The sequence below is a fragment of the Micromonospora sp. NPDC020750 genome (assembly GCF_044334565.1).
GTDB lineage: Bacteria > Actinomycetota > Actinomycetes > Mycobacteriales > Micromonosporaceae > Micromonospora.
Map to the genome: position 1 here is coordinate 294,978 of NZ_JBIRTH010000003.1, position 24,404 is coordinate 319,381.

At 73.4% G+C, this 24,404-nt stretch carries 24 protein-coding genes; 12 read left to right on the forward strand and 12 right to left on the reverse strand.

All coding sequences use genetic code 11. From position 1 onward, the window contains the following. Positions 1–4 precede the first annotated feature (4 nt). The 3 genes from ACH4T9_RS11535 to ACH4T9_RS11545 all read left to right on the forward strand — a co-directional run bounded on the left by ACH4T9_RS11535 (position 5) and on the right by ACH4T9_RS11545 (position 3,493). Positions 5–673, forward strand: coding sequence for a response regulator transcription factor (locus ACH4T9_RS11535; protein WP_007072219.1), 669 nt, complete (start codon positions 5–7; stop codon positions 671–673). Between the two features lie 194 nt (positions 674–867). Further along, positions 868–1,680: an SAM-dependent methyltransferase gene (locus ACH4T9_RS11540; RefSeq protein WP_396670990.1), complete on the forward strand. Its 813-nt coding sequence runs from the start codon at positions 868–870 to the stop codon at positions 1,678–1,680. A 151-nt stretch (positions 1,681–1,831) separates the two neighbouring features. Beyond that, the gene (locus ACH4T9_RS11545; protein WP_396671462.1) at positions 1,832–3,493 is read left to right on the forward strand and encodes a putative bifunctional diguanylate cyclase/phosphodiesterase; all 1,662 of its coding nucleotides are present in this window, start codon (positions 1,832–1,834) and stop codon (positions 3,491–3,493) included. A 650-nt stretch (positions 3,494–4,143) separates the two neighbouring features. On the opposite strand, the gene ACH4T9_RS11550 is transcribed toward ACH4T9_RS11545, so the two are convergent. The 5 genes from ACH4T9_RS11550 to ACH4T9_RS11570 form a co-directional block, all read right to left on the reverse strand. After that, the gene (locus ACH4T9_RS11550; RefSeq protein WP_396670991.1) at positions 4,144–5,268 is read right to left on the reverse strand and encodes a glycosyltransferase family 4 protein; all 1,125 of its coding nucleotides are present in this window, start codon (positions 5,266–5,268) and stop codon (positions 4,144–4,146) included. Next, complete coding sequence (locus ACH4T9_RS11555; protein ID WP_396670992.1) at positions 5,265–6,524, reverse strand: M48 family metallopeptidase; 1,260 nt, start codon at positions 6,522–6,524, stop codon at positions 5,265–5,267. The genes ACH4T9_RS11550 and ACH4T9_RS11555 overlap by 4 nt, the downstream gene beginning before the upstream one ends. Continuing rightward, complete coding sequence (locus ACH4T9_RS11560; protein ID WP_396670993.1) at positions 6,521–6,673, reverse strand: hypothetical protein; 153 nt, start codon at positions 6,671–6,673, stop codon at positions 6,521–6,523. The genes ACH4T9_RS11555 and ACH4T9_RS11560 overlap by 4 nt, the downstream gene beginning before the upstream one ends. A 125-nt stretch (positions 6,674–6,798) precedes the next feature. Then, positions 6,799–7,020, reverse strand: a complete 222-nt coding sequence (locus ACH4T9_RS11565; protein ID WP_396671463.1) for a hypothetical protein — start codon at positions 7,018–7,020, stop codon at positions 6,799–6,801. Between the two features lie 175 nt (positions 7,021–7,195). Continuing rightward, positions 7,196–8,659: an NYN domain-containing protein gene (locus ACH4T9_RS11570; RefSeq protein WP_396670994.1), complete on the reverse strand. Its 1,464-nt coding sequence runs from the start codon at positions 8,657–8,659 to the stop codon at positions 7,196–7,198. Positions 8,660–8,785: 126 nt separating this feature from the next. Here ACH4T9_RS11570 and ACH4T9_RS11575 point away from each other — a divergent pair, with 126 nt between their 5' ends. From ACH4T9_RS11575 to ACH4T9_RS11595, 5 genes are all read left to right on the forward strand, one after another. Then, complete coding sequence (locus tag ACH4T9_RS11575) at positions 8,786–10,543, forward strand: DEDD exonuclease domain-containing protein (RefSeq protein ID WP_396670995.1); 1,758 nt, start codon at positions 8,786–8,788, stop codon at positions 10,541–10,543. 129 nt (positions 10,544–10,672) lie between these two features. Beyond that, on the forward strand, positions 10,673–12,460 hold the full coding sequence (locus ACH4T9_RS11580) for a RelA/SpoT family protein (RefSeq protein ID WP_396670996.1): 1,788 nt from the start codon (positions 10,673–10,675) through the stop codon (positions 12,458–12,460). Positions 12,461–12,513: 53 nt separating this feature from the next. Then, positions 12,514–13,050: an NUDIX hydrolase gene (locus ACH4T9_RS11585; protein WP_396670997.1), complete on the forward strand. Its 537-nt coding sequence runs from the start codon at positions 12,514–12,516 to the stop codon at positions 13,048–13,050. Next, complete coding sequence (locus ACH4T9_RS11590) at positions 13,047–13,919, forward strand: NDP-sugar synthase (RefSeq protein ID WP_396670998.1); 873 nt, start codon at positions 13,047–13,049, stop codon at positions 13,917–13,919. Before ACH4T9_RS11585 ends, ACH4T9_RS11590 begins: the two co-directional genes overlap by 4 nt. A gap of 123 nt (positions 13,920–14,042) precedes the next feature. Then, entirely contained in the window at positions 14,043–14,330 is a 288-nt protein-coding gene (locus tag ACH4T9_RS11595) for an Lrp/AsnC family transcriptional regulator (protein WP_396670999.1), read from the forward strand. A 68-nt stretch (positions 14,331–14,398) separates the two neighbouring features. Here the strand turns inward: ACH4T9_RS11595 and ACH4T9_RS11600 are convergent, their stop codons facing one another. The 5 genes from ACH4T9_RS11600 to ACH4T9_RS11620 all read right to left on the reverse strand — a co-directional run bounded on the left by ACH4T9_RS11600 (position 14,399) and on the right by ACH4T9_RS11620 (position 19,557). Then, on the reverse strand, positions 14,399–15,073 hold the full coding sequence (locus ACH4T9_RS11600; protein ID WP_396671000.1) for a DUF4142 domain-containing protein: 675 nt from the start codon (positions 15,071–15,073) through the stop codon (positions 14,399–14,401). Positions 15,074–15,264: 191 nt separating this feature from the next. Continuing rightward, complete coding sequence (locus ACH4T9_RS11605; protein WP_396671001.1) at positions 15,265–16,890, reverse strand: cytochrome bc complex cytochrome b subunit; 1,626 nt, start codon at positions 16,888–16,890, stop codon at positions 15,265–15,267. Beyond that, positions 16,887–17,981 (reverse strand): ubiquinol-cytochrome c reductase iron-sulfur subunit, encoded by a 1,095-nt coding sequence (locus tag ACH4T9_RS11610; RefSeq protein WP_396671002.1) that lies wholly within the window; start codon positions 17,979–17,981, stop codon positions 16,887–16,889. Before ACH4T9_RS11610 ends, ACH4T9_RS11605 begins: the two co-directional genes overlap by 4 nt. 67 nt (positions 17,982–18,048) lie before the next feature. After that, positions 18,049–18,885 (reverse strand): cytochrome c, encoded by an 837-nt coding sequence (locus tag ACH4T9_RS11615; RefSeq protein WP_396671003.1) that lies wholly within the window; start codon positions 18,883–18,885, stop codon positions 18,049–18,051. A 72-nt stretch (positions 18,886–18,957) separates the two neighbouring features. Beyond that, positions 18,958–19,557, reverse strand: a complete 600-nt coding sequence (locus ACH4T9_RS11620; RefSeq protein WP_350882823.1) for a heme-copper oxidase subunit III — start codon at positions 19,555–19,557, stop codon at positions 18,958–18,960. Positions 19,558–19,665: 108 nt separating this feature from the next. Here ACH4T9_RS11620 and ACH4T9_RS11625 point away from each other — a divergent pair, with 108 nt between their 5' ends. The 4 genes from ACH4T9_RS11625 (at position 19,666) to ACH4T9_RS11640 (ending at position 22,744) form a co-directional block, all read left to right on the forward strand. Next, positions 19,666–20,634: a cytochrome c oxidase assembly protein gene (locus tag ACH4T9_RS11625; protein WP_396671004.1), complete on the forward strand. Its 969-nt coding sequence runs from the start codon at positions 19,666–19,668 to the stop codon at positions 20,632–20,634. Between the two features lie 105 nt (positions 20,635–20,739). After that, positions 20,740–21,135, forward strand: a complete 396-nt coding sequence (locus ACH4T9_RS11630) for a hypothetical protein (protein ID WP_396671005.1) — start codon at positions 20,740–20,742, stop codon at positions 21,133–21,135. Between the two features lie 100 nt (positions 21,136–21,235). Further along, entirely contained in the window at positions 21,236–22,282 is a 1,047-nt protein-coding gene (trpD, locus tag ACH4T9_RS11635) for an anthranilate phosphoribosyltransferase (protein WP_396671006.1), read from the forward strand. Positions 22,283–22,540: 258 nt separating this feature from the next. Next, complete coding sequence (locus tag ACH4T9_RS11640; protein WP_396671007.1) at positions 22,541–22,744, forward strand: hypothetical protein; 204 nt, start codon at positions 22,541–22,543, stop codon at positions 22,742–22,744. Positions 22,745–22,983: 239 nt separating this feature from the next. Here ACH4T9_RS11640 and ACH4T9_RS11645 read toward each other — a convergent pair whose 3' ends face one another. Together ACH4T9_RS11645 and coxB are read right to left on the reverse strand one after the other, a co-directional pair. After that, positions 22,984–23,412: a cytochrome c oxidase subunit 4 gene (locus ACH4T9_RS11645; protein ID WP_387023619.1), complete on the reverse strand. Its 429-nt coding sequence runs from the start codon at positions 23,410–23,412 to the stop codon at positions 22,984–22,986. Positions 23,413–23,422: 10 nt separating this feature from the next. After that, positions 23,423–24,394, reverse strand: coding sequence for a cytochrome c oxidase subunit II (gene coxB, locus ACH4T9_RS11650; RefSeq protein ID WP_396671008.1), 972 nt, complete (start codon positions 24,392–24,394; stop codon positions 23,423–23,425). Positions 24,395–24,404: the final 10 nt, after the last annotated feature.

Below are 24,404 nucleotides of genomic sequence, written 5' to 3' on the forward strand. Positions count from 1 at the left end.
GAGGATGACCACAAGCCCGACACCGGCGACCCGCACCAAGGTCCTCCTTGTCGACGATCACGACCTGATCCGCAAGGGACTGCGGCACGCCTTCGAGCGGGACCGGCAGTTCGAGGTCGTCGGCGAGGCCGCCACGGCGGCGGAGGGGGTCCGGCAGGCCGGCGCCCTCCAGCCCGATGTGGTGATCATGGACCTGCGACTGCCCGACGGCAGTGGCCTGGAGGCCACCCGCGCGCTGCGCAAGTCCAGCGCTTCGATGGGCATCGTCGTGCTCACCATGTACGCCGGCGACGACCAACTCTTCGGTGCCCTGGAGGCCGGGGCGAGCGCGTTCGTGCCCAAGACGGCCCCGGCCGACGAGGTGGTGGCCGCCGCCCGGCATGCCGCCTCCTCGCCGAGCGCGTTCACCGCGGCCGACCTGGCCGAGGCGATGAAGCGGCGGCTCGCGCCGTCCGGTCCGCAGCTCTCCCCCCGGGAGGGCCAGGTGCTGCGGCTGCTCGCCGACGGCATGAGCGTGGCGGGCATCGCCAAGCAGCTCTTCGTCAGCGAGTCGACGGCCAAGACCCACATCTCGAAGCTCTACGAGAAGCTGGGCGCGGCCAACCGGGCGCAGGCGCTGATGACGGCGCTTCGGCTCGGCCTGCTCGAGGCGCCGGACGCCCCGAAGTTCTGACCGCTTCCCCGTCCGACCGGCAGTCGCCGGTCGGGGGTTTCGCGACGGCCGGTGGGTCCGGTCAACGGGACCGCCCGACCGGCCGGTCGGGCGGGGAGCGGCCCTCTCTGGTCACCCGTGTGGCGGGCGGGGCAGAATACCCGGATGACCCGCGCGGGACGACGTGTTCCGCGTCGTTGACAAAGGGGTAGGGCATGCAGCGGCCGGACTGGGCACCCGACACCATCGACATCGAGCGTCCCAGCGTGGCCCGCATGTACGACTACTACCTCGGCGGCTCGCACAACTTCGCCGCCGACCGGGCCGCCGCGCGGGCGATGGTGGACGCGGTGCCCGAGGCGCCGCTGATGGCCCAGGCGAACCGGGCGTTCCTGCGCCGGGCGGTGCACTTCCTCGCCGAGGCCGGGATCCGTCAGTTCCTCGACATCGGCTCCGGGATCCCGACGGTCGGCAACGTGCACGAGATCGCCCAGCGGATCGACCCCGCCTCCCGGGTGGTCTACGTCGACGTCGACCCGGTGGCGGTGGCGCACAGCCGGGAGATTCTCAGCGGCAACAACCGGGCCGCCGTGGTCCAGGAGGACCTGCGCCACCCCGAACGGATCCTGACCCACCCCGACGTCACCGGGATGCTGGACCTGTCGCAGCCGGTCGCGGTGATGATCGTGGCGGTGCTGCACTTCGTCCCGGACTCCGACCGGCCGGCGGAGATCCTGCGAACGCTGCGCGAGGCGCTGGTGCCGGGCAGCTACCTGGTGCTCTCCCAGGCCAGTGACGAGGACCGGCACAACACCGGGGAGCGCGCGGAGGCCGAGGCGGTCTACCGCCGCACCGACAATCCGCTGTTCATCCGCAGCCGCGCCGAGCTGACCTCCCTCTTCGACGGCTTCGAGCTGGTCGACCCGGGAGTGGGCTGGGTGCCGCAGTGGCGCCCCGAGACACCGGAGAGCGCGGAGGACGCCGAGCAGGCGGTCTTCATGGGCGGCGTCGGGCGGCTCGGTGGGTAAGCGGTCCGACGGCCCGGTGGGCCCGGTGGGCCCGAGGTCATTCGCCTCGTATCCGGGGCCGCCCGCTCCGCACCCGGGGCACCTCACCCCGCGCCCCGGGGCCTTCGCCCGGGCCTGGGCGAAGGCGGTCTCCGGCACCAGCTACCTGCCGATGACCCAGGCCCAGTTGGAGGCGCTGCTGCAACGGTTCACCGATCGGCTGGCCGAGGCGCTGGTGGCCGAGCCGTTCGACCTGCGGGTCGGCCACCAGGTCGGGGCGGAGCTGGTCGAGTCGCACATCGCCTCCGCCGAAGGGCTGGGCCGCACGATCGAGGTCGTGCAGCTCCGGCTGCTGCGCGACCTGGGCCTGGTCGGCGAGGACGTCGAGGACCGGCTGGCCCGGCTGCTGGCCACGGTGGCCACCGGCTACGCCCGGGCGCTGCGGGGCCGCACGCTGGACGAGCAGGAGTCCATCCGCCGGGCCGCGATGGTGGCCCGGGCGCAGGCCGAGCGGGCGCTGCGTGACAGCGAGGCCCGGTTCCGGCACCAGGCCACCCACGACCCGCTGACCGACCTACCCAACCGCACCCTGTTCACCGAGCGGCTCGCCGCCGCGATCGACGTCCCGGGCCGGGGCGCCGACCGGGTCGGGGTGTGCTTCCTCGACCTCGACCGCTTCAAGGTGGTCAACGACTCCCTCGGCCACCAGGTCGGGGACCGGCTGCTGGTCTCGGTCGCCGACCGGCTGCGCCGGGCGCTCGACGAGCATCTGGTCGCCCGCCTCGGCGGTGACGAGTTCGTCATCCTGGTCGAGCGGACCGCCTGCACCGACGACGTGGTGAAGGTGGCCGAGGCGGCGCTCGCCGCAGTCAGCGAGCCGGCCCTGGTCGACGGGCACGAGCTGACAGTGTCGGCGAGCATCGGCATCGTCGAACGCCCGGTGGCCGGGACCACCCCCGTCGACCTGATGCGCGCCGCCGACGCCACGCTGCACTGGGCCAAGGCCGCCGGGGGTGCCCGCTGGTCGCTGTACGACGCCGACCGCAACCGCCGGGAGCTGGCCCGGTACGCGCTCTCCGCGGCGATCCCCGCGGCGCTGGAGCGGGGTGAGTTCTACCTGGACTACCAGCCGCTGACCTCGCTGTGCGACGGCACCGTGCTCGGTGCCGAGGCCCTGGTCCGCTGGCGGCACCCCGCGCTCGGCGAGCTGCGCCCGGACAGCTTCATCGGGTTGGCCGAGGAGACCGGGCTGATCGTCCCGCTCGGCGGGTGGGTGCTCGCCGAGGCGTGCCGGGAGGCGGCGACCTGGTCCGAGCCGGGGGGTGCCGCGCCGTTCGTCAGCGTCAACCTGGCGGTGCGGCAGGTGCACCGGCCCGACCTGGTGCACCTGGTGCGCGCCGTGCTCGACCGCACCGGCCTGCCGCCCGAGCGGCTCCAGCTGGAGGTCACCGAGAGCACCATGATGAGCGCCGTCGAGGAGCCGGTGCGCGCCCTGCGGGTGCTGGCCGACCTCGGCGTGCGAATCGCCATCGACGACTTCGGCACCGGCTACTGCAACCTGGCGTACCTGCGGGACCTGCCGGTGACCGAGCTGAAGGTGGCCGGGGATTTCGTGGCCGGGCTGCGGGCCCCCGCGGACGACCCGGCCAGCCGCACCGACGAGCGGATCCTCGCCTCGCTGGTCTCGCTGGCGCACGCGCTGGACCTGACCGTCACCGCCGAGGGGGTGGAGACCGCCGGGCAGGCCGACCGGTTGCGTGCCATCGGCTGCGACGCCGCCCAGGGCTGGCACTTCGGCCGACCGGCACCGCCGCCGCCCTCCTGGAGCACCTGACCCTCCGACCGGACGCCGGCCTGACCGAGACGCCGACATGTTCGGAGACCGGCCTCGTTGGGGTGTCACCACATGGTCAGGACCGCCTCTGGCCGCGGGCCGCCGCTGGCCGCGGGCCGCCGCTGGCCGCGGGCCCCGGCCTGACGCTGGTCGCGCTGAGCACCTCTATCGGGACGCGGCTCCCGCAGGGACACTCTCGGCACGCCCTTTGGAGCTGCCCGCGCAAACGGGGCACACGGGCCGATGACAGCCAGGGCAGGGGCCGTCACAGCCCTGGGCACAGGTAAGGACGGGAGACAGCCCGGGCGTAACTGAGGACGGGAGACAGCCCCGGCGGCCGACGCGGGCGTGGGCACCAGCACCAGCAGAGAGCAGCCGATATGCCGGCGCGGCCTGGGCACGAGCCTCAGCCGGCACAGAGCAGCCGACATGACGGGGCCGTGGGGCAGGCACCACGTGCGGCGGCCGACACGGCGCGGGTGCACAGACGGGGCAGCTCCCCAGGGCCGCGACCGACGTCCCCCGGCGGCGGCTCACTCCCGATCTTGCGCCAACCTTGGGGACGACGACCAACCAAGAGCAACGACCAACCAAGAACGACGACCAGCAGAGAGCGAGCAGCCAAGCGGCAGCCGGCCGAGGGACAGCGGTCAGCCGGCGAGGAGGGTGGCCATCCGGGCGGCCTGGGTCTCCCAGCGCCACTCCTGCTCCACCCAGGCCCGGCCGGCCGCGCCGAGCTGCCGGGCCAGGTCCCGGTCGGCGAGCAGGGTGGCCACCCGGTCGGCGAGCTGGGCGACGTCGTGGCCGGAGACCACGTACCCGGTCTCGCCCTCGCGGACGGCGTCGGGCGCACCCCCCGAGTCGCCCGCCACCACCGGCAGGCCGGTCGCGGACGCCTCCAGATAGACGATGCCGAGCCCTTCGACGTCCAGGCCCCGGTTGCGGGTGCGGCAGGGCATGGCGTAGACGTCACCGGCGGCGTAGTGGGCGGGCAGGTCCGCCGAGGGCACCGAGCCGGTGAAGACCACGTCCCGCTCGACGCCCGCCTGCCGGGCCAGCTTCTCCAGGGTGTCCCGGTACGGCCCGCCGCCGACGACCAGCAGCGCCGCGTCCGGCACCCGGCGGCGGATCGCCGGCAGGGCGCGGATCAGCATGTCCTGGCCCTTGCGCGGCACCAGCCGGGAGACGCAGACCACCACCGGCCGGTCGGCCAGCCCGAGCCGGGCCCGGACCGGCTCGCCGTCGACCGACGGGTGATACGTCTCGACGTCCACGCCGGGAGCCAGCCGGTGCAGCTCGGTCACCCCGTGCAGCGCCCGCTCCAGCCGGACCCGGGTGTACTCGCCGAGGTACGTCACCACGTCCGCGCCCCGGCCGATCCGGCGCAGCGCGGCCCGGGCCACGGGCAGAGCCGCCCAGCCCACCTCGTGCCCGTGGGTCAGGGCCACCACGCGGCGGACGCCGGCGCGGCGGCGCAGCCCGGCGGCGAGCAGCCCGAGCGGGGCCGCCGCGCCGAACCAGACGGTGTCGCAGTCGTGCTCGCGGGCCAGCCGGGCGGCCCGGCGGGCGACCAGCGGGGTGGGTAGCAGCACCCGGGTGCGCTCCCGGACGACCTCGAACGGCTGGTCGGCGTCGAACTTCTCCGCCCCGCGCCAACTCGACGCGTAGACCACCACGGATCCGGTGGGCTGGCGGACGGCGAGGTTGTGCACGAAGGACTGGATGCCGCCCGCGCGGGGCGGAAAGTCGTTGGTGATCAGCAGCGTGCGGCTCATCGGCCGGTCTCCCTGGCGTAGGCGCGGGCGGCGGCCATCCGCTCGACCGTGGACGGGTGCGACGCCGAGTAGAGGTACTCCCAGCGGGGTGGATCGGGATCGGCCAGGTTCACCCCGGCCAGGCGGCGCTGCATCGCCTCGAAGGTCGCCGGGTCGCCGGTGAGGGCGAGGGCGTGCGCGTCGGCCCGGACCTCGACCCGGCGGGACACCAGTGCCTGGACCGGGGCGGTCACCAGCCCGGCCACCGTGACCAGCGCGATCAGCAGCGGGAACGCGCGCGGCTCGGCGATCGAGTCGACGCCGGCCAGGCGCAGCAGCGGGCCGGCCGAGCCGAGCAGGTAGAGCACGACCACGGCCAGCGCGGCGCCCAGCGCCCCGGTCAGCGTGCCCGTCCACACGTCCCGGTCCTTGGCGTGCCCCAGCTCGTGCGCGACGACGCTGGTCACCTCGGCCGGGGTGGCCTCGCGCAGCAGGGTGTCGTAGACGACGACCCGGCGGGTCGGCCCGAGCCCGGAGACGTACGCATTGACCGCGCGGGTACGCCGGGACGCGTCGGCGACCAGCACGTCGCGTACCGGCACCCCATCGCGGGCCGCCATGCCCATCAGCTCGGTGCGCAGCGGGCCCTGTTCCATCGGGGTGAACCGGTTGAACACCGGCTCCACCAGCACCGGCAGCACGAACGACAGCAGCACCACCAGCCCGGCCGCGCCGGCCGCGCCGAACGCCCACCACCAACGCGGGGCGAGCCGGGTCACGGTGTAGAAGCCGAGCAGCGCGAGCGCGCCGATCACCGCGCTGACCGCGTACGACTTGAGCAGATCGGCCGTCCAGCCGGCCCAGCCCTGGGTGCTCAGCCCGTACCGGGTGAGGATCGTCTGCCGCCAGGCGGCGAGGGGCAGGGTGAGCAGGTCGGCGACGAGCACCACGGCCAGCCCGCCGAGCACCGCCTGGGCGATCCAGTTCCCGCCGAACGGGCGCCCTGCCAGCTCCACGAGGCGACTGCCCAGCGGGGTGAGCCCGAGCGCCACGGCCACCAGCAGCCCGAGGGCGAGACCGGCCCAGCCGGCGGGGCGCAGCGCGGCCCGGAACTCCCGGCTGTGGGCGACCTGGTCGACGGGCAGGTCCCGCAGCGCGGCGAGCTGGTCGGCGCGCGGGGCCGGCGGCCGGTGCCACGGCACCAGTAGGGCACCGGCGACGAGCAGCGCCACGGCCAACCCGGCGAGGGTGAGCACCGCCCAGCCGCGTGGCGTCATCCCGCCACCCCCGCCACCACCAGGCCCCGGGCCAGCGGAGCACGGGCCAGCGGAGCACGGGCCAGCACGCGGCCGGCCGCGACGGGCACCGCCGGTGGGCAGGTCGGCGTCGCGTCGCGCGCACCGCCGTCGCGTCGTACCCGCGTCATGCCGCTCCTCCCGCCGTGAGCGCCCATCCTATGGCCCGGCGGCGGGGCCTTTCTGGGCGGCGGCCGGCGGCGGCCGCCCGACCGGGCCGCGGCAGCCCTCACCCCGACGGGCGGCGGGTGGGCGGTTACGCCACCCGGCGGCGGGCCGGGCGGGAGCGGGCCGCCCGGGTGGGCGCGGCGGGCGGGAGCACCTCGACGTCGAAGCCGGCCCGGGCGAACACCTCGATCGCCCGCTGCTCGGCGGCGCCGAGCTCGCCCCCCGGCCCGTCGGCGTCGAACAACGCGGTCACCAGGCAGCCGGAGCAGCCCGCGCCCCGGATCGCGCACCTGTCGCAGTCGATCAGCATCGTTCCTCCTGAAGCGATGCGTCGGCGGCGGGCGGAACCGACCTGGCCGACCACGTCGTCGCCCAGGTCGCCGTCGTCGCCGCCGGCCACCGTCGGTCATCCCGACGCTACGGCAGGGGTACGACAGAATCGGACAACCAGCTCGCTACGCCCAGATCCGAGCAAGCGCCCCGGATCAGGAACGGGCCAGCCGACGCAGCAGCGAGTCGGCGCCCAGCGGGTACGCGCCGTGCCGGCGCACCCCGTCGGCGACCTCCCGGTCGGAGGAGACCACCACCACCGGCCGGCCGGCCGGCTCGGCCCGGACCAGCCGCCGGATCAGCTCGTCGGCGGTCTCGCCCTTGCGGGAGAAGAGCACCCGCACGCCGCGCGGGGTGGGCGGCAGGCCGTGCATCCGCTCCGCGCCGTCGAAGACGACGGTGACCTCGTCACCGGTCTGGGCCGCGATCCCGCCCAGCCCGGTGATCAGCCGCTTGCGCTGCTGTTCCAGGGACATCTCGCCGAAGCCGCGTTTGGTCACGTTGTAGCCGTCGACCACCAGGTGCGCCTTGGGCAGCGCGAGGAGCTGGTCGAGGCGGGCCGGGTCGTCGGTGTCGCGGGCCCGGGTGGCGGCGCCGGCCGGGGTGGGCGCCGACCGGTCGGCGAAGGCGTCGGCGACGAAGTCGGCGGGAAGCTGGTCGACCGGGTCCAGCGCCAGCTCGCGGCGCAACCCGACGGCGGCCTGCCCGATCGTCTCCAGCAGCAACCACAGCCGCGCGTCGTCGACCGAGCGGGCCTCCTTCGCGCTGACCCGGGCCACGCCGGCCGCCGCCTCGGCATCGGCCAGCCGGGCCCGGACGCGGCGCAGCTCGGCGTCCGCGTCGGCCGCGGCCCGGGTGGCCCGACCCCGCTCGGTGGCCAGCAACTCGCCGGCCTTGCGCTCCCGGGCCTGGGTCTCCCGCAGGGTACGGGCGAGCTGGCGGCTCTCCTCGCGGAGCTGGCCGAGTTCCTCGCGGACCCGGGCCAGCTCGTCGCGCAGCTTGTCGGCCTCCACCCGGGCCACTGCCCGGTCGTGCTCGGCCCGGCCGGCCCGCTGCTCGGCCTCGCGGATCAGCTCGTCGACGACGGCCTTGTCCGCCTCGGCCCGCACCGCCGCGCCGCTGGCCTCGATCAGATCGCGCCAGCCCCGGGGCCGGGCCAGGTACGCCAGGGCGGCCACCTCGACGGGGTCGGCGGCGGCCGGGGCGGTGCCCTCGACCACGGCGGCGCCGAGGTCGCCGGCGTCGGCGAGCACCCGCGTGCTGATCCGCTGCCGGAACAGTGGGTCGGCGGCGAGTTGGGCGGCGATCACCGAGGCGCCGAGCCGGGCCCGGCGGTTGGGGGCGAACTTGGCCACCCGGCGCAGCGGCACCGGCACCTCGTCGCCGGGCAGGACCGGCAGCACGGCGGCGGTGAGCGCGACGATCCGCTGGCGTACCGGCTCCGGCAGTGTCGGCTCCGGCTCCCCGGCGGGCGGCTCCCCAGCGGGCGGCTCCGTCAGGTCGGGACGCGACGGGTCGGGCTCGCGGTCGGTGTCCGGGGAGTCCTCACCGGGGTGGCGCATGGCACCGGCCGACACCTCCCCCGGGAGGTTGTCGTCGTAGGGCTCGGTGAGGGGCATGTGGCAAGTCTCCCACCGCGACCGGGCCCACCGCCCGGTGGTGAGCCGATCTCTCATCCTAGACCGGTTATGACGTCTGGGGCCGCTGATGCGCGAGTGTCGCACCCGCGGACTAACGTGCCGCAGGTGGCACGAGAGGAGTACGTCCAGCAGGCGCTCGCCGGTCTGGACCGGGCCGCCGGCGACGGGGTGGACCCGGCCCTGCCGCTGTACGCGACGACCTTCGTGGTGGTCGACCTGGAGACCACCGGCGGCGCGCCGGACGGTGGCGGGATCACCGAGATCGGCGCGGTCAAGGTGCGCGGCGGCGAGGAGCTGGGGGTGCTGGCCAGCCTGGTCGACCCGGGCGTGCCGATCCCGCCGTTCATCACCGTGCTGACCGGGATCACCCAGGCCATGTTGATCCCCGCGCCGCCGATCGAGCAGGTGCTGCCGAGCTTCCTGGAGTTCATCGCCGACGCGGTGCTGGTCGCCCACAACGCCCCCTACGACGTCGGCTTCCTCAAGGCGGCCTGCGCGCGGCACGGCTACCGCTGGCCCAACCCCCGGGTGCTGGACACCGCGGCGCTGGCCCGCCGGGTGCTCACCCGCGACGAGGTGCCCAACCGCAAGCTGGGCACCCTGGCGGCGTACTTCCGCACCGCCACCCAGCCCACCCACCGGGCCCTCGACGACGCCAAGGCCACCGTCGACGTGCTGCACGGGCTGATCGCCCGGCTGGGCGGGCACCGGGTCGACACGGTCGGCGAGGCGATCGAGTTCGCCCGGGCGGTCACCCCGACCCAGCGGCGCAAGCGGCACCTCGCCGACGGGCTGCCGAAGGTCCCCGGGGTCTACATCTTCCGGGCCGCCGACGACCGGCCGCTCTACATCGGCACCTCCGGCGACATCGCCACCCGGGTGCGCAGCTACTTCACCGCCGCCGAGAAGCGGGCCCGGATATCCGAGATGCTCGCCGCCGCCGAGCGGGTGGAGGCCGTCGAGTGCGCCCACTCGCTGGAGGCGGAGGTGCGCGAGCTGCGGCTGATCGGCGCGCACGCGCCGCCGTACAACCGGCGGTCGAAGTATCCCGAGCGGATGGTCTGGCTCAGGCTCACCGACGGGCCGTACCCCCGGTTGTCGGTGGTCCGGTCGCTGGCCCCCGGTGACGAGGCCTACCTGGGGCCGTTCAGCTCCCGGCGGGCGGCCGACCTGGCCGCCGCCGGCTTCCACGACGCCGTGCCGCTGCGCCAGTGCACGCACCGGCTGTCGCTGCGCACGGTCACCCCGGCCTGCGCGCTGGCCGAGCTGGGTCGCTGTCCGGCGCCCTGCGAGCACCGGATCACCCCACAGGAGTACGACGACCGCGCCGTCGCGCCGTTCCGCACCGCCACGGCCAGCGACCCCGGGTCCGTGGTGGACGCCCTGCTGGCCCGGGTCGAGGCGCTGGCGGCCGACCAGCGCTACGAGGAGGCGGCCGTGGTGCGCTCGCGGCTCGCCGCGGTGCTGCGCGCGACGGTACGGATGCAGCGGCTGGCCGCGCTGGCCGGCATCGCCGAGCTGGCCGCCGCCCGCCCCGCCGCCCGGGGCGGCTGGGAGCTGGCCCTGGTCCGGCACGGCCGGCTGGCCGGCGCGGGGGTCTCCCCGCCCGGCGTCCACCCGCGGCCGACGCTGAACGCGATCCGGGCGACGGCCGAGACGGTCCCGCCCGGGCACGGCCCGGTGCCCCGGGCCTCCGCCGAGGAGTCGGAGCGGATCCTGTCCTGGCTGGAGCGACCCGATACCCGGTTGGTGGAGATGTCCTCCGGCTGGTCGTCCCCGGCTGCCGGGGCGGGCCGCTTCCGTGACCTGCTCAGCAAGGCCGAGGGCGCCTCGTCCCACCAACTCTCGACCGAACGCCCATGACCAAGTGACCGATCGGACGACCCCGCCTCGCTTAGGCTGTTAAGGAAGTGCAGTACTGCCCGTTTCGTGGGCCTGCTCCCGGTTGCCGGTGCCCGGCTGTCGTGGGGCCGGGGTTAGGAGGTGTCCCTCGTGGACGTCGACGCCGGACACGGCGCCGCCCTGGGGGGCGCGCTCCCGACCCAGCCAGGTGAACTGCCCCTGGCCCGTCGGCTGCGGTCGTTGCTGAGCTGGCCGAGCGCCGAGACAGACCCGGTCACCCATCTCGTCCGCACCCACCGGGCGATCCACACCGGCACCGACCCGTCGGTGCTGCGCCGGGCGTACACGATCGCGGAGAACATGCACCGCGGCCAGTTCCGCAAGAGCGGCGAGCCCTACATCACCCACCCGCTGGCGGTCGCCCAGATCTGCGCGGAGCTGGGCATGGACCCCACCACCCTGGTCGCCGCGCTGCTGCACGACACGGTGGAGGACACCCGCTACACCCTCCAGGCCCTGGCCGAGGACTTCGGCGGCGAGGTGGCCCACCTGGTCGACGGGGTGACCAAGTTCGACAAGGCGTTCTACGGCAAGGCCGCCGAGGCGGAGACCACCCGGAAAATGATCATCGCGGCCGGCAAGGACGTCCGGGTGCTGATCATCAAGCTGGCCGACCGGCTGCACAACATGCGCACCCTCGGGGTCCGTTCGGCCGCGTCGCGGGAGCGCATCGCCCGCAAGACGCTTGAGGTGCTGGTCCCGCTCTGTGACCGGCTCGGCATCCAGACCCTCAAACGCGAGCTGGACGACGTGGTGCTGCTGCACCTGGAGCCCGACGAGCACGCCCGGATCGCCCGGTTCGTGCACGACCGGCCCGGCTGGGACGCGTACCTCGGCGACGTGGTCGCCAAGGCGAAGGTGGCGCTGCGCCGCAGCCGGGTCGACGCGCAGGTGGCCCCCCGTCCCCGGCACCTCTACTCGATCTGGAAGGACACCGTCGCCGGCAGCCACGGCACCCCGTACGACCTGCCCCGGATCGTGATCGTGGTGGACGGCCCGGCGACCGACTGCTACGCGGCCCTCGGCGCGGTGCACGGCCTCTGGCGGCCCGCGCCCGGCCGGTTCAAGGACTTCATCGCCTCCCCCAAGAACAACCTCTACCGCTCGCTGCACACCAGCGTGTGCGGCCCGAAGAACCGCACGGTCGAGGTGCTGATCCGCACCGAGGAGATGCACCGCGCCGCCGAGTACGGCATCGCCGCCGACTTCCGGTTCCCCCGCACCGCCGGGGCCGCCGCCCGCGCCCAACAGCTCGACTGGCTGCGCCGGGTGCTCGACTGGGAGCAGGAGGCCGCGGACCCGGCACAGTTCCTCCAGTCGCTGCGCTGCGACCTCGCCGAGGCGCAGGTCCAGGTGGTCACCGAGGGCCGGCAGGTGGTCCTCCCCGCCGGGGCGACCCCGGTGGACGTGGCGTACGAGCTGGGCTCCGACCGGGGCGACCGCTGCCTGGCGGCCCGAATCAACGGCCGGCTCGCCCCGCTCTCCTCCGAACTGGACGAGGGCGACGTGGTGGAGATCTTCACCGAGACCGACGCCGAGACCGGCTTCGAGGCGGACGTCGCCCCGCGCGGCCCCCGCAAGGAGTGGCTCGGCTTCGTGAAGTCCCCGCACGCCCAGATGCAGATCAACCGGTGGTTCGCCGAGCACACCGAGCCGGGCATCTCGATCGCCGACAAGGTCCGCCTCGGCCGGGCCACCATCGGGCTGGCGCTGCGCAAGCACAACCGAGGGCTGGCCAACGACCTGCCGCTGCTGCGGCTGTCGGAGGAACTGGGCTACCCGGACCTGGAGACCATGCTGGTGGCGGTCTTCGACCGGGCCATCGAGCCCGACGCGGTGGTGCTCCAGCTCATCGACCTGGTCGACCATCGGCACTGACCGTTCTCCCCCCGGTGGCCGGCCCGGCCCCCGCCGGCCACTAACCTGGACCCATGATCCCCCGCTCCCGCGCCACCGGACGGGCCTTCGCCTATCAGGTCTTCTACCGGCTGCCCGTGTCGGTGCGACGCCGGCTCGTCCGGCTCGCCACACCGAAGTACATCGTCGGGGCGGTCACCCTGGTCCGTGACGCCGAGGCCGCCGGCCCCGGCCGCCTGCTGCTGCTGCGCCAGCCGCCGGGACACAGCTGGACGCTCCCGGCCGGGCTGCTGCAACGCGGCGAGGACCCGGTCGTCGGCGCGGCGCGCGAGCTGTTCGAGGAGTCCGGGGTCCAGCTCGCCCCGGACCGGCTCCGCCCGGCGTTGCCGAACGCGCTGGTGCACGCCAAGGGCTGGGTGGACGTGGTCTTCGAGACCGAGGTCCCGGCGTCGACCACGGAACTGAAGGTCGACGGCGCTGAGGTCTACGAGGCCGCCTGGCACCCGCTGGACGACCTGCCCCGGCTGAGCCGGGCGACGGCGAACCTGCTCGGGTACTACGGCATCGGGCCGCGGGCCGGCGAGGTGCCGCCGCCCCGCCCGACGGCGTGACCGCCCCGGCGTCCGGCGGGGGCGGGCCGGAGATCTGCGCGGTGGTGCTCGCCGCAGGCGAGGGGACCCGGCTGCGCCCGCTGACCGAGCGGCTGCCCAAGGCCCTCTGCCCGGTCGGCAACACCCCGCTGTTGGACCGGGCGCTGGCCCGGCTGGCCGGGCTCGGCCTCAGCGGCCCGGCCCGGGTCGCCGTGAACGCCTGCTACCTCGGCGACCAGGTGGTCGCGCACGTCGGCGGCCGGGCCCACCTGTCGGTCGAGCCCGGCGACCCGCTCGGCACGGCCGGCGGCGTGGCGAACCTGCGGGACTGGATCGCCGGCCGGGGCGTGCTGGTCGGCAACGCCGACGCGTACCTGGCGGATCCGGCCGCCGCGCCGGGCCCGGACGTCGCCGCGCTGCTGGCCGGCTGGGACGGCGAGACCGTGCGCCTGCTCGGCCGGCCCGCCGACGATCCGGCCGCCCCCGGCACCTTCGACGGCCACCGGTTCGTCGGCTTCTCGCTGCTGCCCTGGCGGCTGGTGCGGGGCCTGCCCGTCGAGCCGGGCGACCTGGTCCGGGCGGTGTGGCGGCCGGCCGAGGCGGCCGGGGCGCTGACCGTGGTGCCCTACCGGGGCACCTTCTACGACACCGGCACCCCGGCGGACTACCTGGCGGCGAACCTGCACGCCGCCGGCGGCGGCAACCTGGTCGACCCGAGCGCCACGGTCACCGGTCGGTGCCGGGAGTCGGTGGTGGGCGCGGGGGCGACGGTGCGGGGCGAGGTGACCCGGTCGGTCCTCTGGCCGGGCGCCGAGGTGGCCGTCGGGGAGCGCCTGACCGGGGTGGTCCGCGCGCCGGGGGGCCTGACCGTCCAGGCCGCGCGCCGCTGAGGGTGACCCTCCGGCGGCGTCCCGTTGCGGCCCGCCGGTCCCGGTCCGGGCGGACCGGGCGGCCTCTAGCATGGTGATCGACGCCGACCGGCGGGAGTGGACGCACGACGAAGGAGCGGACCCGTGATCACCGCGATCGTACTGATCGACTGCGCCACCGACTCGATCCCCGAGGTGGCCGAGAACCTGGCCAACCTGCCCGGGGTCAGCGAGGTCTACTCCGTGGCCGGGCACGTCGACCTGATCGCCGTCGTGCGGGTCCGGGAGTTCGACGAGATCGCCCAGGTGATCGCCGGCAGCATCTCCAAGGTTCCCGGCGTGTTGGACACGGAGTCGCACATCGCCTTCCGGGCGTACTCCCGGCACGACCTGGAGGAGGCGTTCGCCATCGGCCTGGCCAGCGCGGACTGACCCGACCCCACGCGCGGCGGTTGGCCAGCCCACCGGTCGGTGGGCTGGCTACCGGCGGTGCTACGACGTCAGCTCACGCTCGGAACCGGCGTCTCGGTGTTCTCCGGGGTCGGCGACTCGGTGTTCTCCTGGGCCGGCGACTCGGTGGTGCCGCCCGGGGCCGGCGTCGTGGCGCTGCCACCCGGGCTGGGCGTGCCGCTGGCGCTGGTCTGCGGGACCGGGACGCCCAGGGTCTGGGCCAGGGCCACCAGCGCGTCGTAGTGCGCCTGGAGCACCGGCAGGGCGTTCTGGGCCAGCTGGACCACCGACTGCTCGGAGCCCTGCGAGATCTCGGTCTGGGTGGCCTGGATGGCCTGGACGTGGCCGGCCAGCTCGGCGGTCACCCACGCCTTGTCGAACTCGGCGCCGTTGAGGTTCTTCAGCCTGTCGATGACCTCCTGCTGGTCGGCGGTCGGCGCGTCCGGCAACTGGACGTTGAGCTGCTGCGCGGTGCTCTGCACCGTCTGGTCCAGCTGGGTGTGGTCCGTGACGAACTGCGCACCAAGGTCCTTGACCTGCTGGTTCTGGCCCTTTTCCTGCGCCAGCTTCCCGGTTTCCATCTCCGCCAGGTTCACCTGGTGCAGCGCCTGCAGATACTGGGTGTCCTGCGTCGACGGCTGCGCCGCGGCCTGCGCCGCCGCCGCGGGTGCCAGCCCGACCACCACCAGGGCGGCGAGCAGTCCGAGGCGTTTGAGACCCAACATGTTTCCCCCCCTTTTTCGTTGGACCGCACGGATACCCGGCTGACCCGGATTAACCCCGCCGGTTCCGCAGCCACCGCGCGTGCGGCGCCGGGGGCGCCTCCGGTGGTCGGCGGCCACCCGGAGGGCGAAAAACGGACGTGGCGCCCGCCGGAGGGATCCGGAGGGCGCCACGCTTGCGTTGTCTCGGCGGGTCAGCGGCGGCTCTCGCCGCTGCCGACCTCCTCCCGCTCCGGCCGGGGCTCGACCGGCGGGTGCCCCGGCGAGACCGGCGCCTCGGCCAGCTTCTCGATCGGGTAGAAGAAGCCCCGGATGGCCGGGCCGAGGGCGCCGAGCCGGTTCATCTTCTTGGGCACCACCCAGCCGACGTAGTCCAGTTCGCCGTGGCCGTCGTGGCCCGCCGCGGTGAGCGGCTGGTGGACCTCCTCGAACCGGCCGTCCGGCAGCCGCCGGATGATGCCGGTCTCCACGCCGTGGGCCAGCACCTCCCGGTCGTGCTGCTGCAGGCCCAGGCAGAGCCGGTACGTCACGTAGTACGCCAGCGGCGGGAGGAGCAGCAGGCCGATCCGGCCCGCCCAGGTCATCGCGTTCAGGCTGATCTGGAACTTGTCCGCGATCACGTCGTTGGCGCCCGAGAGGGTGAGCACGACGTAGAACGCCACCGCCATCGCGCCGATCGCGGTCCGCTCCGGGGCGTCCCGGGGGCGCTGGAGCAGGTTGTGGATGCGGGTGTCCTTGAGCCGGCGGGCCTCCACGAACGGGTAGAGCGTGGAGAGGCCGACCAGGATGCCCGGCAGCACGACCGTGGGCCAGAACAGCGGCGGGATGACGTACCCGTCGCCGATCGGGATGTTGATCTCCCACGCCGGCATGAGGCGGGTCGAGCCGTCGAGGAACATGACGTACCAGTCGGGCTGGCTGGCGGCCGAGACCACCCACGCCTCGTACGGGCCGAAGTACCAGATCGGGTTGATCTGGAACAGACCACCCATCAGGGCGATCACGCCGAAGACGACCATGAAGAAGCCGCCCTGCTTCAGCGCGTACCGCGGGAACATCCGCTCGCCGACCACGTTGTCGTTGGTCCGGCCGGGGCCGGGCCACTGGGTGTGCTTCTGCTTGAAGACCAGGCCGAGGTGGGCGCTGATCAGCGCCACCAGCAGGCCCGGGACGAGCAGCACGTGGGCGATGAAGAACCGGCTCATGATGATCTCGCCCGGGAACTCCCCGCCGAAGACCGACGAGGTGACCCAGGAGCCGATCACCGGGATCGACAGCATGATCGCGGAGGCGATCCGCAGGCCGGTGCCGGACAGGCCGTCGTCCGGCAGCGAGTAGCCGGTGAAGCCGGCCAGGAAGCCGACCCAGAACAGCAGCGAGCCGATGATCCAGTTGGTCTCCCGCGGCTTGCGGAACGCGCCGGTGAAGAAGACCCGCAGCATGTGCACGACGATCGCGGCCATGAACAGCAGCGCCGACCAGTGGTGCATCTGCCGCATGATCAGGCCACCGCGGACATCGAACGAGATGTCCAGGCTGGAGGCGTACGCGGCCGACATCGGCGTGCCCCGCAGGGGGGCGTAGCTGCCGTTGTAGACCACCTCGGTCATCGCCGGCTCGTAGAAGAAGGTGAGGAAGACACCGGTCAGCAGCAGCACGACGAACGAGAACAACGCGATCTCGCCGAGCAGGAACGACCAGTGGTCCGGGAAGACCTTGTTCAGCAGCTTGCGCAGCGGAGTGGAGACCTGGAGCCGCTCGTCCGCCCCCACCGCCGCCTTGCCCGGCACGGACGCCATGTCCAATTTACGACGCTTCACGGCCGCTCCCAGAAGTCAGGCCCGACGGTCTCGGTGTAGTCCGACCGCGCCACGAAGAAGCCCTCTTCGTCCACCTCGATCGGCAGCTGCGGCAGCCGCCGGCTGGCCGGGCCGAAGATCGGCCGCGCGTTGTCGGTGATCAGGAACTGGGACTGGTGGCACGGGCAGAGCAGACGGTTGGTCTGCTGCTCGTACAGGCTCGCCGGGCAGCCCGCGTGCGTGCAGATCTTGGAGAACGCCGCGAAGTTGCCCCACATGTAGTCGCCGTGGTCGACCTTCGGCCGCGCGTTGGCCGCCCGGGACTGCTGGGCGTCGTCCTCGCGCAGGTGGATCAGCAGCGTCGGCGAGTCGGCGTGCTTGTTGCTCACCCCGTGCTCGATGCCGGGGAAGACCGTGAGCTGGCCGCCGACGCTGACGTCGGCCGGGCGGATCGGCCGGCCGTCCTCGCGGACCAGCCGGATCTTCTTGCCCCCGGCCGGCGCGAAGCCGGTGGTGAACATCTGGTTGTTCTTGTGCGGGTTGGAGATCAGGCCACCGACCAGCGGCGCCGCGACGACCGCTCCGACCGGGGCCAGGCCGGCCAGCAGCGAGATGCCCAGCAGGGGACGGCGCTTCACGCCCATCTCGTCGGCGAGGAAGAGCATCGTCTCGCCGGTGATCTTCCGGCTCTCCGGCGCGTCGGGGTCTTCCACGTGCCGGTCCTGGATCGACACCTCCTTGGGCAGCAACTTCTTGCCCCAGGTCAGGATGCCGAAGCCGACGCTCAGCAGAGCCAGGCCGAGGGTGACGCCGAGCAGCGGGGTGTAGTACTTGTCCCCGCCCGAGCCCGGCTCGTACTTCCAGGGCCACCAGATGTAGATGATCAGGAAGGCGGTCGCGGCCAGGCCGGTCAGCAGGAACATCGAGGCGACCGTGCGGGTCAGCCGTCGCTCCGCCCGGCTGCCGGGGACGACCTGCTCCTCGTAGTGGACGATCTCGATGTCGTCCCGACGCGCGCCCTCCCGGACGATGTCGAACCGGCTCAGCCGCGGATCGTGGACGTCGAGCGGCTCCGGGCCCTGGTGGGCCTGGTGCTCGGTCTTGGTGCTCATGCCGTCACCTCGCTACGGGCGGTGCCGAGCTGCGGCACCACAGCGCTGAATCGATTGATCCGCTCGGTCACGACTTGCCCGCGATCCACAGGCTGGCGAAGACGAGCGCGACGATGCCGATCAGGAAGATCGCCAGGCCCTCGGTGGACGGCCCGTACCGACCGAGGTTGAAGCCACCCTGATCCTGGTCGGACTTCAGGGTGTCCTGGATGTAGGCGATGATGTCCGCCTTCTGGTCCGGGGTGATCTGGTTGTCCCCGAAGACCGGCATGTTCTGCGGGCCGCTCAGCATGGCGGCGTAGATCTGCCGGTCGGTGGCCGGGCGCAGGCTCGGCGCGTACTTGCCGGAGGACAGGGCGCCACCGCCACCGCCGAAGGCGTGGCACTGCGAGCAGTTGATCCGGAACAACTCACCGCCGGTCGCCAGGTTGGCGCCCTCGCGCAGGTCACCCTCGGGCACCTGCGGGCCGCCGCCGAGCTCCTGGACGTACTGGCCGAGCTGGCGGACCTCCTCGTCGGTGAACACCGGCGGCTTGCGCATGGCCTGCGCCTCCTGGCGGGCCATGGGCATGCGGCCGGAGCTGACCTGGAACTCGACCGAGGCCGCACCGACCCCGACCAGGCTCGGGCCACGACCCTCGACGCCCTGCGCGTTGCGACCGTGGCAGGACACGCAGCTCACGTCGAACAGCGCCTTGCCCTCGGCGGCGGCGCCGGTGATCGGCGGGTTTTCCTGCGCCTGCACGCCGGGGGCGAAGACGGTGTAGGCGCCGCCGGCCAGCGTCAGCGCGGCGATCAGCCGGACCGCGGCGCCCAGCCGGCGGCGGCCCCTGCTGCGCCCCGCGGACCGCTCGCCGCGCAGCCGCGCGAGCAGACCGCGTCGGCGGTCGTTGTCAGAAGTCATGACCTGTGTCCTTAACCGGTGGGACCTTGTCTCAGGGGACGGGGCAGCGGCGCGGTTCGTGACGCGCCAAGATCACTGAAGCCAGTAGATCATGGCGTAGAGGCCGATCCACACGACATCAACGAAGTGCCAGTAGTACGACACGACGATCGCCGACGTGGCCTGGGCCGGGGTGAACCGGCCCATGGTCGTGCGGACCATGAAGATGATGAAGGCGATCAGACCGCCGGTCACGTGCAGGCCGTGGAAGCCGGTGGTCAGATAGAACATCGACCCGTACCCGTCCGCGTTGATCTTCACGCCCTCGTGGACCAGGGTCCGGTACTCGTTCACCTGACCGAGCACGAAGATCAGACCCATCACGAAGGTGATGGTGAACCAACGCCGGAGGGCGTGGACGTCACCCTTCTCGGCGGCGAACACACCGAGCTGGCAGGTCACCGAGGACAACACCAGGATCACCGTGAAGGTGGTCGCGTACGGGATGTTGAGGTGCTCGGTGTGCTTCGCCCACTGCTCCGGCGCTGCCGCACGGATGGAGAAGTACATCGCGAACAGCGCCGCGAAGAACATGAGTTCGCTGGAGAGCCACACGATCGTCCCGACGCTGACCATGTTGGGCCGTGTCAGGGAGTGGATCCGGCTCTTGTCAATGGCTGGGGCCGCAGTCACGCGGTCATTATTGCCCCTGACCACGGCCGGCGATCAGCGGGGGGGCAAATCGGTGGCACAGGTGGCCCGATCGTGGGGGTCCGGTTCGCCTGGCCTAGCCTGAAAAGCGTGCTGCACGTCGATTCGATCTTCGCCGCCACCTCGGCGGTCGCCGCGCCGCCTGCTGTCGCGGCCGGCGGCGACCCGATTCCGCCGCCGTTCACCGTGGCCCGGGTGTTCACCGAGACCCGGCTGGACAGCTGGCTGGCCCTCGGGCTGGTCCTCGCCGCCGGGCTGTACCTCTACGGAGTGCACCGGCTCCGGCTGCGCGGGGACCGCTGGCCGGTCGCCCGCACGGTGTTCTTCCTCGGCCCGGGCCTCGGCGGGATCGCCGCGGTCACGGTCAGCGGCCTGCACGCGTACGACACCGCGCTGCTGTCGGTGCACATGGTGCAACACATGGTGCTGTCGATGGTCTCGCCCATCTTCCTGGCCCTCGGCGCCCCGATCACCCTGGCCCTGCGCACCCTGCCGGTCCGGCCGCGCAAGCGGCTGCTGGCGATCGTGCACAGCCGGATCGCCCGGATCTACAGCTTCCCGCTGGTGGCGTTCGCCATCTTCGTGGTGAACCCCTTCGCGCTCTACTTCACCGACCTGTACCGCTACACCCTCGAACACGCCTGGGCGCACGAGGTGGTGCACGCGCACTTCATCATGACCGGCTGCGTGTTCTTCTGGCCGCTGCTCGGGCTGGACCCGCTGCCCGGCCGGTGGCCGTACCCGGGCCGGGCGCTGCTCATGGTGCTGTCGGTGCCGTTCCACACCGTGCTCGGGCTCACGATCATGCAGAGCACCACGCTCTTCGGCGGCGACTGGTACCCGTCGCTCGGCCTGACCTGGTCGAACCCCTGGGACGACCAGGTGGTCGCCGGTGGGGTCCTGTGGGCCGGCGGCGAGTTCGTCAGTGTGACGATGCTCGCGGTGCTGGTGGCGCAGTGGATACGCCAGTCCGAGCGGGAGGCCCGCCGGCTCGACCGCGAACTGGACCGCCAGGAGGCCCGCCAGCGCGCCGCGGAGGCGGCGGAAACAACACCCTGACCTGCCCTTTCCGGTACGCCGACCGCGCCGCGTGGGCGCGAGGTCGACGGGCCTGCGGCGGCGGGTACGATCAGCGCGCAGCTACGAGGTGGGAGCCAGCCAGCGATGAGCGATCGTCTTTGCACCGTCCTGCTCTACAGCGACGACCCGCAGGTCCGTGACCGGATGCGGCTGGCCGTCGGCACCCGGCCCGCCCCCGGGCTGAAGATCGAGTTCGTCGACGCGTCCGACTACGCCGGGTGCATCCGGCTGGTCGACGAGTACGAGATCGACCTGATGCTGCTCGACGGCGAGGCGAGCCCCGGCGGCGGCCTCGGCATCGCCCGGCAGATCAAGGACGACCGGGACGACGCCCCCCCGACCTGCCTGGTGATCGCCCGCGCCGCCGACCGCTGGCTGGCCGCGTACGCCCAGGTCGACGCCACCCTGGTGCACCCGCTCGACCCGGTGACCACCGGCACCACCGTCGCCGAGCTGCTGCGCAGCCACGCCCCGGCCTGAGCCACCGCGGCCCGGCGCCACCGGCGACGCCCGGCCCGACCCGCGGCCCACCCCGGTCGCACCCCGTTTCCGCACCCCACGCCCGATCGGGAGGCCCGCCATGGGCGAACGGACCTGGCCGCACCTGATCTCCGCGCTGCTACGCGGCGAGGAACTCTCCACCGCGGACACCGCCTGGGCGATGGGCGAGATCATGGCCGGCTCGGCGGGTTCGGCGCAGATCGCCGGCTTCGCCGTCGCGCTGCGGGCCAAGGGCGAGACCCCGGCCGAGCTGGCCGGGCTGGTCGAGGCGATGCTCGGTGAGGCGGTGCCCGTCGAGCTGCCGGAGGAACTGCGCACGACCGCGCTCGACGTGGTCGGCACCGGCGGTGACCTCGCCCACACCGTGAACATCTCCACCATGGCCGCCCTCGTGGTGGCCGGCACCGGGGTCCGGGTGGTCAAGCACGGCAACCGGGCCGCCTCGTCCCTGTGCGGCACGGCCGACCTGCTGGAGTTCCTGGGCCTGCCGCTCGACCTGTCCCCCGAGGGGGTGGCCCGGTGCGTGGCCGAGGCCGGCATCGGCTTCTGCTTCGCCGGCCGGTTCCACCCGGGCATGCGACACACCGGCCCGACCCGGCGCGAGCTGGGCGTGCCCACCTTCTTCAACTTCCTCGGCCCGCTGACCAACCCGGCCCGGCCCCGGGCCGGCGCGGTCGGCTGCTTCGACCTGCGGATGGCGCCGGTGATGGCCGCCGTCTTCGCCGGTCGGGGCGACTCGGTGCTGGTGCTGCGGGGCGAGGACGGCCTCGACGAGTTCACCACCGCCGCGCCCACCCGGGTCTGGGCGGCCCAGGCCGGCACCGTCAGGGAGGCCGTGGTGGACGCCACCGACCTCGGGGTGCCCAGGTCCACCCTCGCCGAGCTGCGGGGCGGGGACGCGACGTACAACGCCGGCGTGGCCCGGCGGCTGCTGGCCGGCGAGACAGGCCCGGTGCGGGACGCGGTGCTCGTCAACGCCGCCGCCGCGCTGGCCACCCAGGGCCCGCTCGACGGCGACCTGGTCGAGGCGCTGCGCGCCGGGATGGCCCGGGCCGCCGAGTCGATCGATTCCGGTGCCGCCGCCGCCTCGCTGGACCGCTGGATCGAGATCGCCCGCTCCGCCTGACCACCGGCGCCCGGCCGGCCTGGCTCTGGGCAGCCCCCGCGCGCCGAGACGGCACCGGCGACCCACGCGCATCCCCCGGCGGTTGTGTCGGCCCCCCGTGGGAAACTACATCCGAGTGATTTTCCGCGCCCGTTCCGGCCCCGACCGCCGGCCGGGCCGCCGGCCATTCCGCCGGCCGACGTCCCCCGTGGGTCCCCGGTCAGCCGCCCGACGGCACCGCGCGACCACGACGGCGTCCAGCGACGAGAGGAGACGCCCGTGTCGGACCGCGAGCTCTACTGCGACACCTGCGAGGGCGTGCAGCCGTTCGAGACGCCACCGTGCGCCGACGGCCACGGGGCCGACTGCCCGGATCTGGCCTGCACCCGCTGCGGCGCGGCCGTGCTGATCGGCACGTTCACCCTCCCGGCCGACCAGCCCGCCGGCCGCCGCCACCGCGCGCCGCGGCACCGCGCGGCCTGACCGGCACGACCCCCGCAGCACCAACGCCCCGACTCCGCCGCGCGCCGGGATCGCGCGGCCCGACCGGCACGACCCGGCACCGCGCGGCCTGACCGGCACGGACCCCGGCACCGTGCACCCCGCCATCGCGTCGGCGTGCCACCCAGAGCTGCGCGCACCCCGCCCGCGACCCCTTCGGACACACGGAAGCCCGCGACCCCCTCGGGGGTGCGGGCTTCCGGAAGTGCCGGGGTCGCCGGTCAGTGCTCGGCGGTGCGCCGGGTGCCGGTGTAGTACTCGAAGAGCAGGCCGCAGGCGGCGAAGATGACGGACACCAGGCCCAGGCCGATCAGCCAGAACTGCCAGAACGCCAGGCCGAGACCGGCGATCGCGGCGGACAGCGCCAGCCCCAACGGCCAGTAGCTGCCCGGGCTGAAGAAGCCGATCTCGCCAGCGCCGTCGGCGATCTCGCCGTCCGGCCGGTCCTCCGGCCGCAGGTCGATGCGGCGGGAGACGAACCAGAAGAAGCCACCACACATCGCGCACAGCAGGAACGACAGCAGCAGCGCGACGGTGCCGATCCACTCGACTTGTCCGCCGGAGTCGCCGTACGTCCAGGCGCCGTAGAGGACCGTCACGCCGAAGAGGAACCCGGCGATGATCAGGAAGATACGCCACTCGGTCTTCATGCCCGCTCCCTCAGCTTCCCGCGCCGGCGGCAACGTCGTCCGGGTTGAAGTTGGCAGTCCCGCGCCGCGTGTCGAACGGCCGCGTGGTGGAGGCGTACGGGTCCTCACCGATCGCGGTGAGCGCCTCCTGCGTCGACTTGCCGTCCCGCTTCGCGGCCAGGAACTGGTCGTACTTCTCCGGAGAGACCACCCGCAGCTCGAAGTTCATGAACGCGTGGTAGGTGCCGCACAGCTCGGCGCAGCGACCGACGTACGCGCCCTCGGCGTCGATGCTGGACACCTCGAAGACGTTGCGGACGTTGCCCGGCATGACGTCCCGCTTGAACAGCATCTCCGGCACCCAGAAGGAGTGGACGACGTCCTTGCTGGTCTCCTCGAACCGGATGGACCGGTCGGTCGGCAGGACCAGGATCGGGATGACCTCGCTGGTGCCGAGCACCGACGCCACGGTGTTCGCGTCCTTGCCCTGGCCGTCGCGGTAATTGAACTGCCAGTTCCACTTGAAGGCGACGACCTCGACCGTGATGTCCGGGTTCTTCGTCGTCTTCACCACGTCGGTCTGCACGACCGCCGTGTAGTAGAAGAGCACCGACACGATCAGGATCGGGGCGATCGTGTAGAGGAACTCCATCGGCATGTTGTAGCGGGTCTGCACCGGCAGCTCGTTGCCCCGCTTCCGGTAGCGCACCACGCACCAGAAGATCAGGCCCCAGACGAACACGCCGACCGCGAGCGCCGCGATGCAGGACGCGATCCACAGGTCGTACATCCGGTGCGACTCGGGCGTGATGCCGCCCTGCGGCCAGCCGAAACCGCCGAACGTCTTGCCGACGTCGCAGCCCGTGAGCAGGACCAGCAGCGCCGCGCCGCCGAGGCCGAGCCCGGCGAGCCGGCCAGCACCACGCCGCCGGCCTCCACCGGCTCCCGGAGAAGCGCTGTGCCGTACGGCGGACGGCCGTACCTCCGAACTCCTTGCGACCACCTGGTCCTGC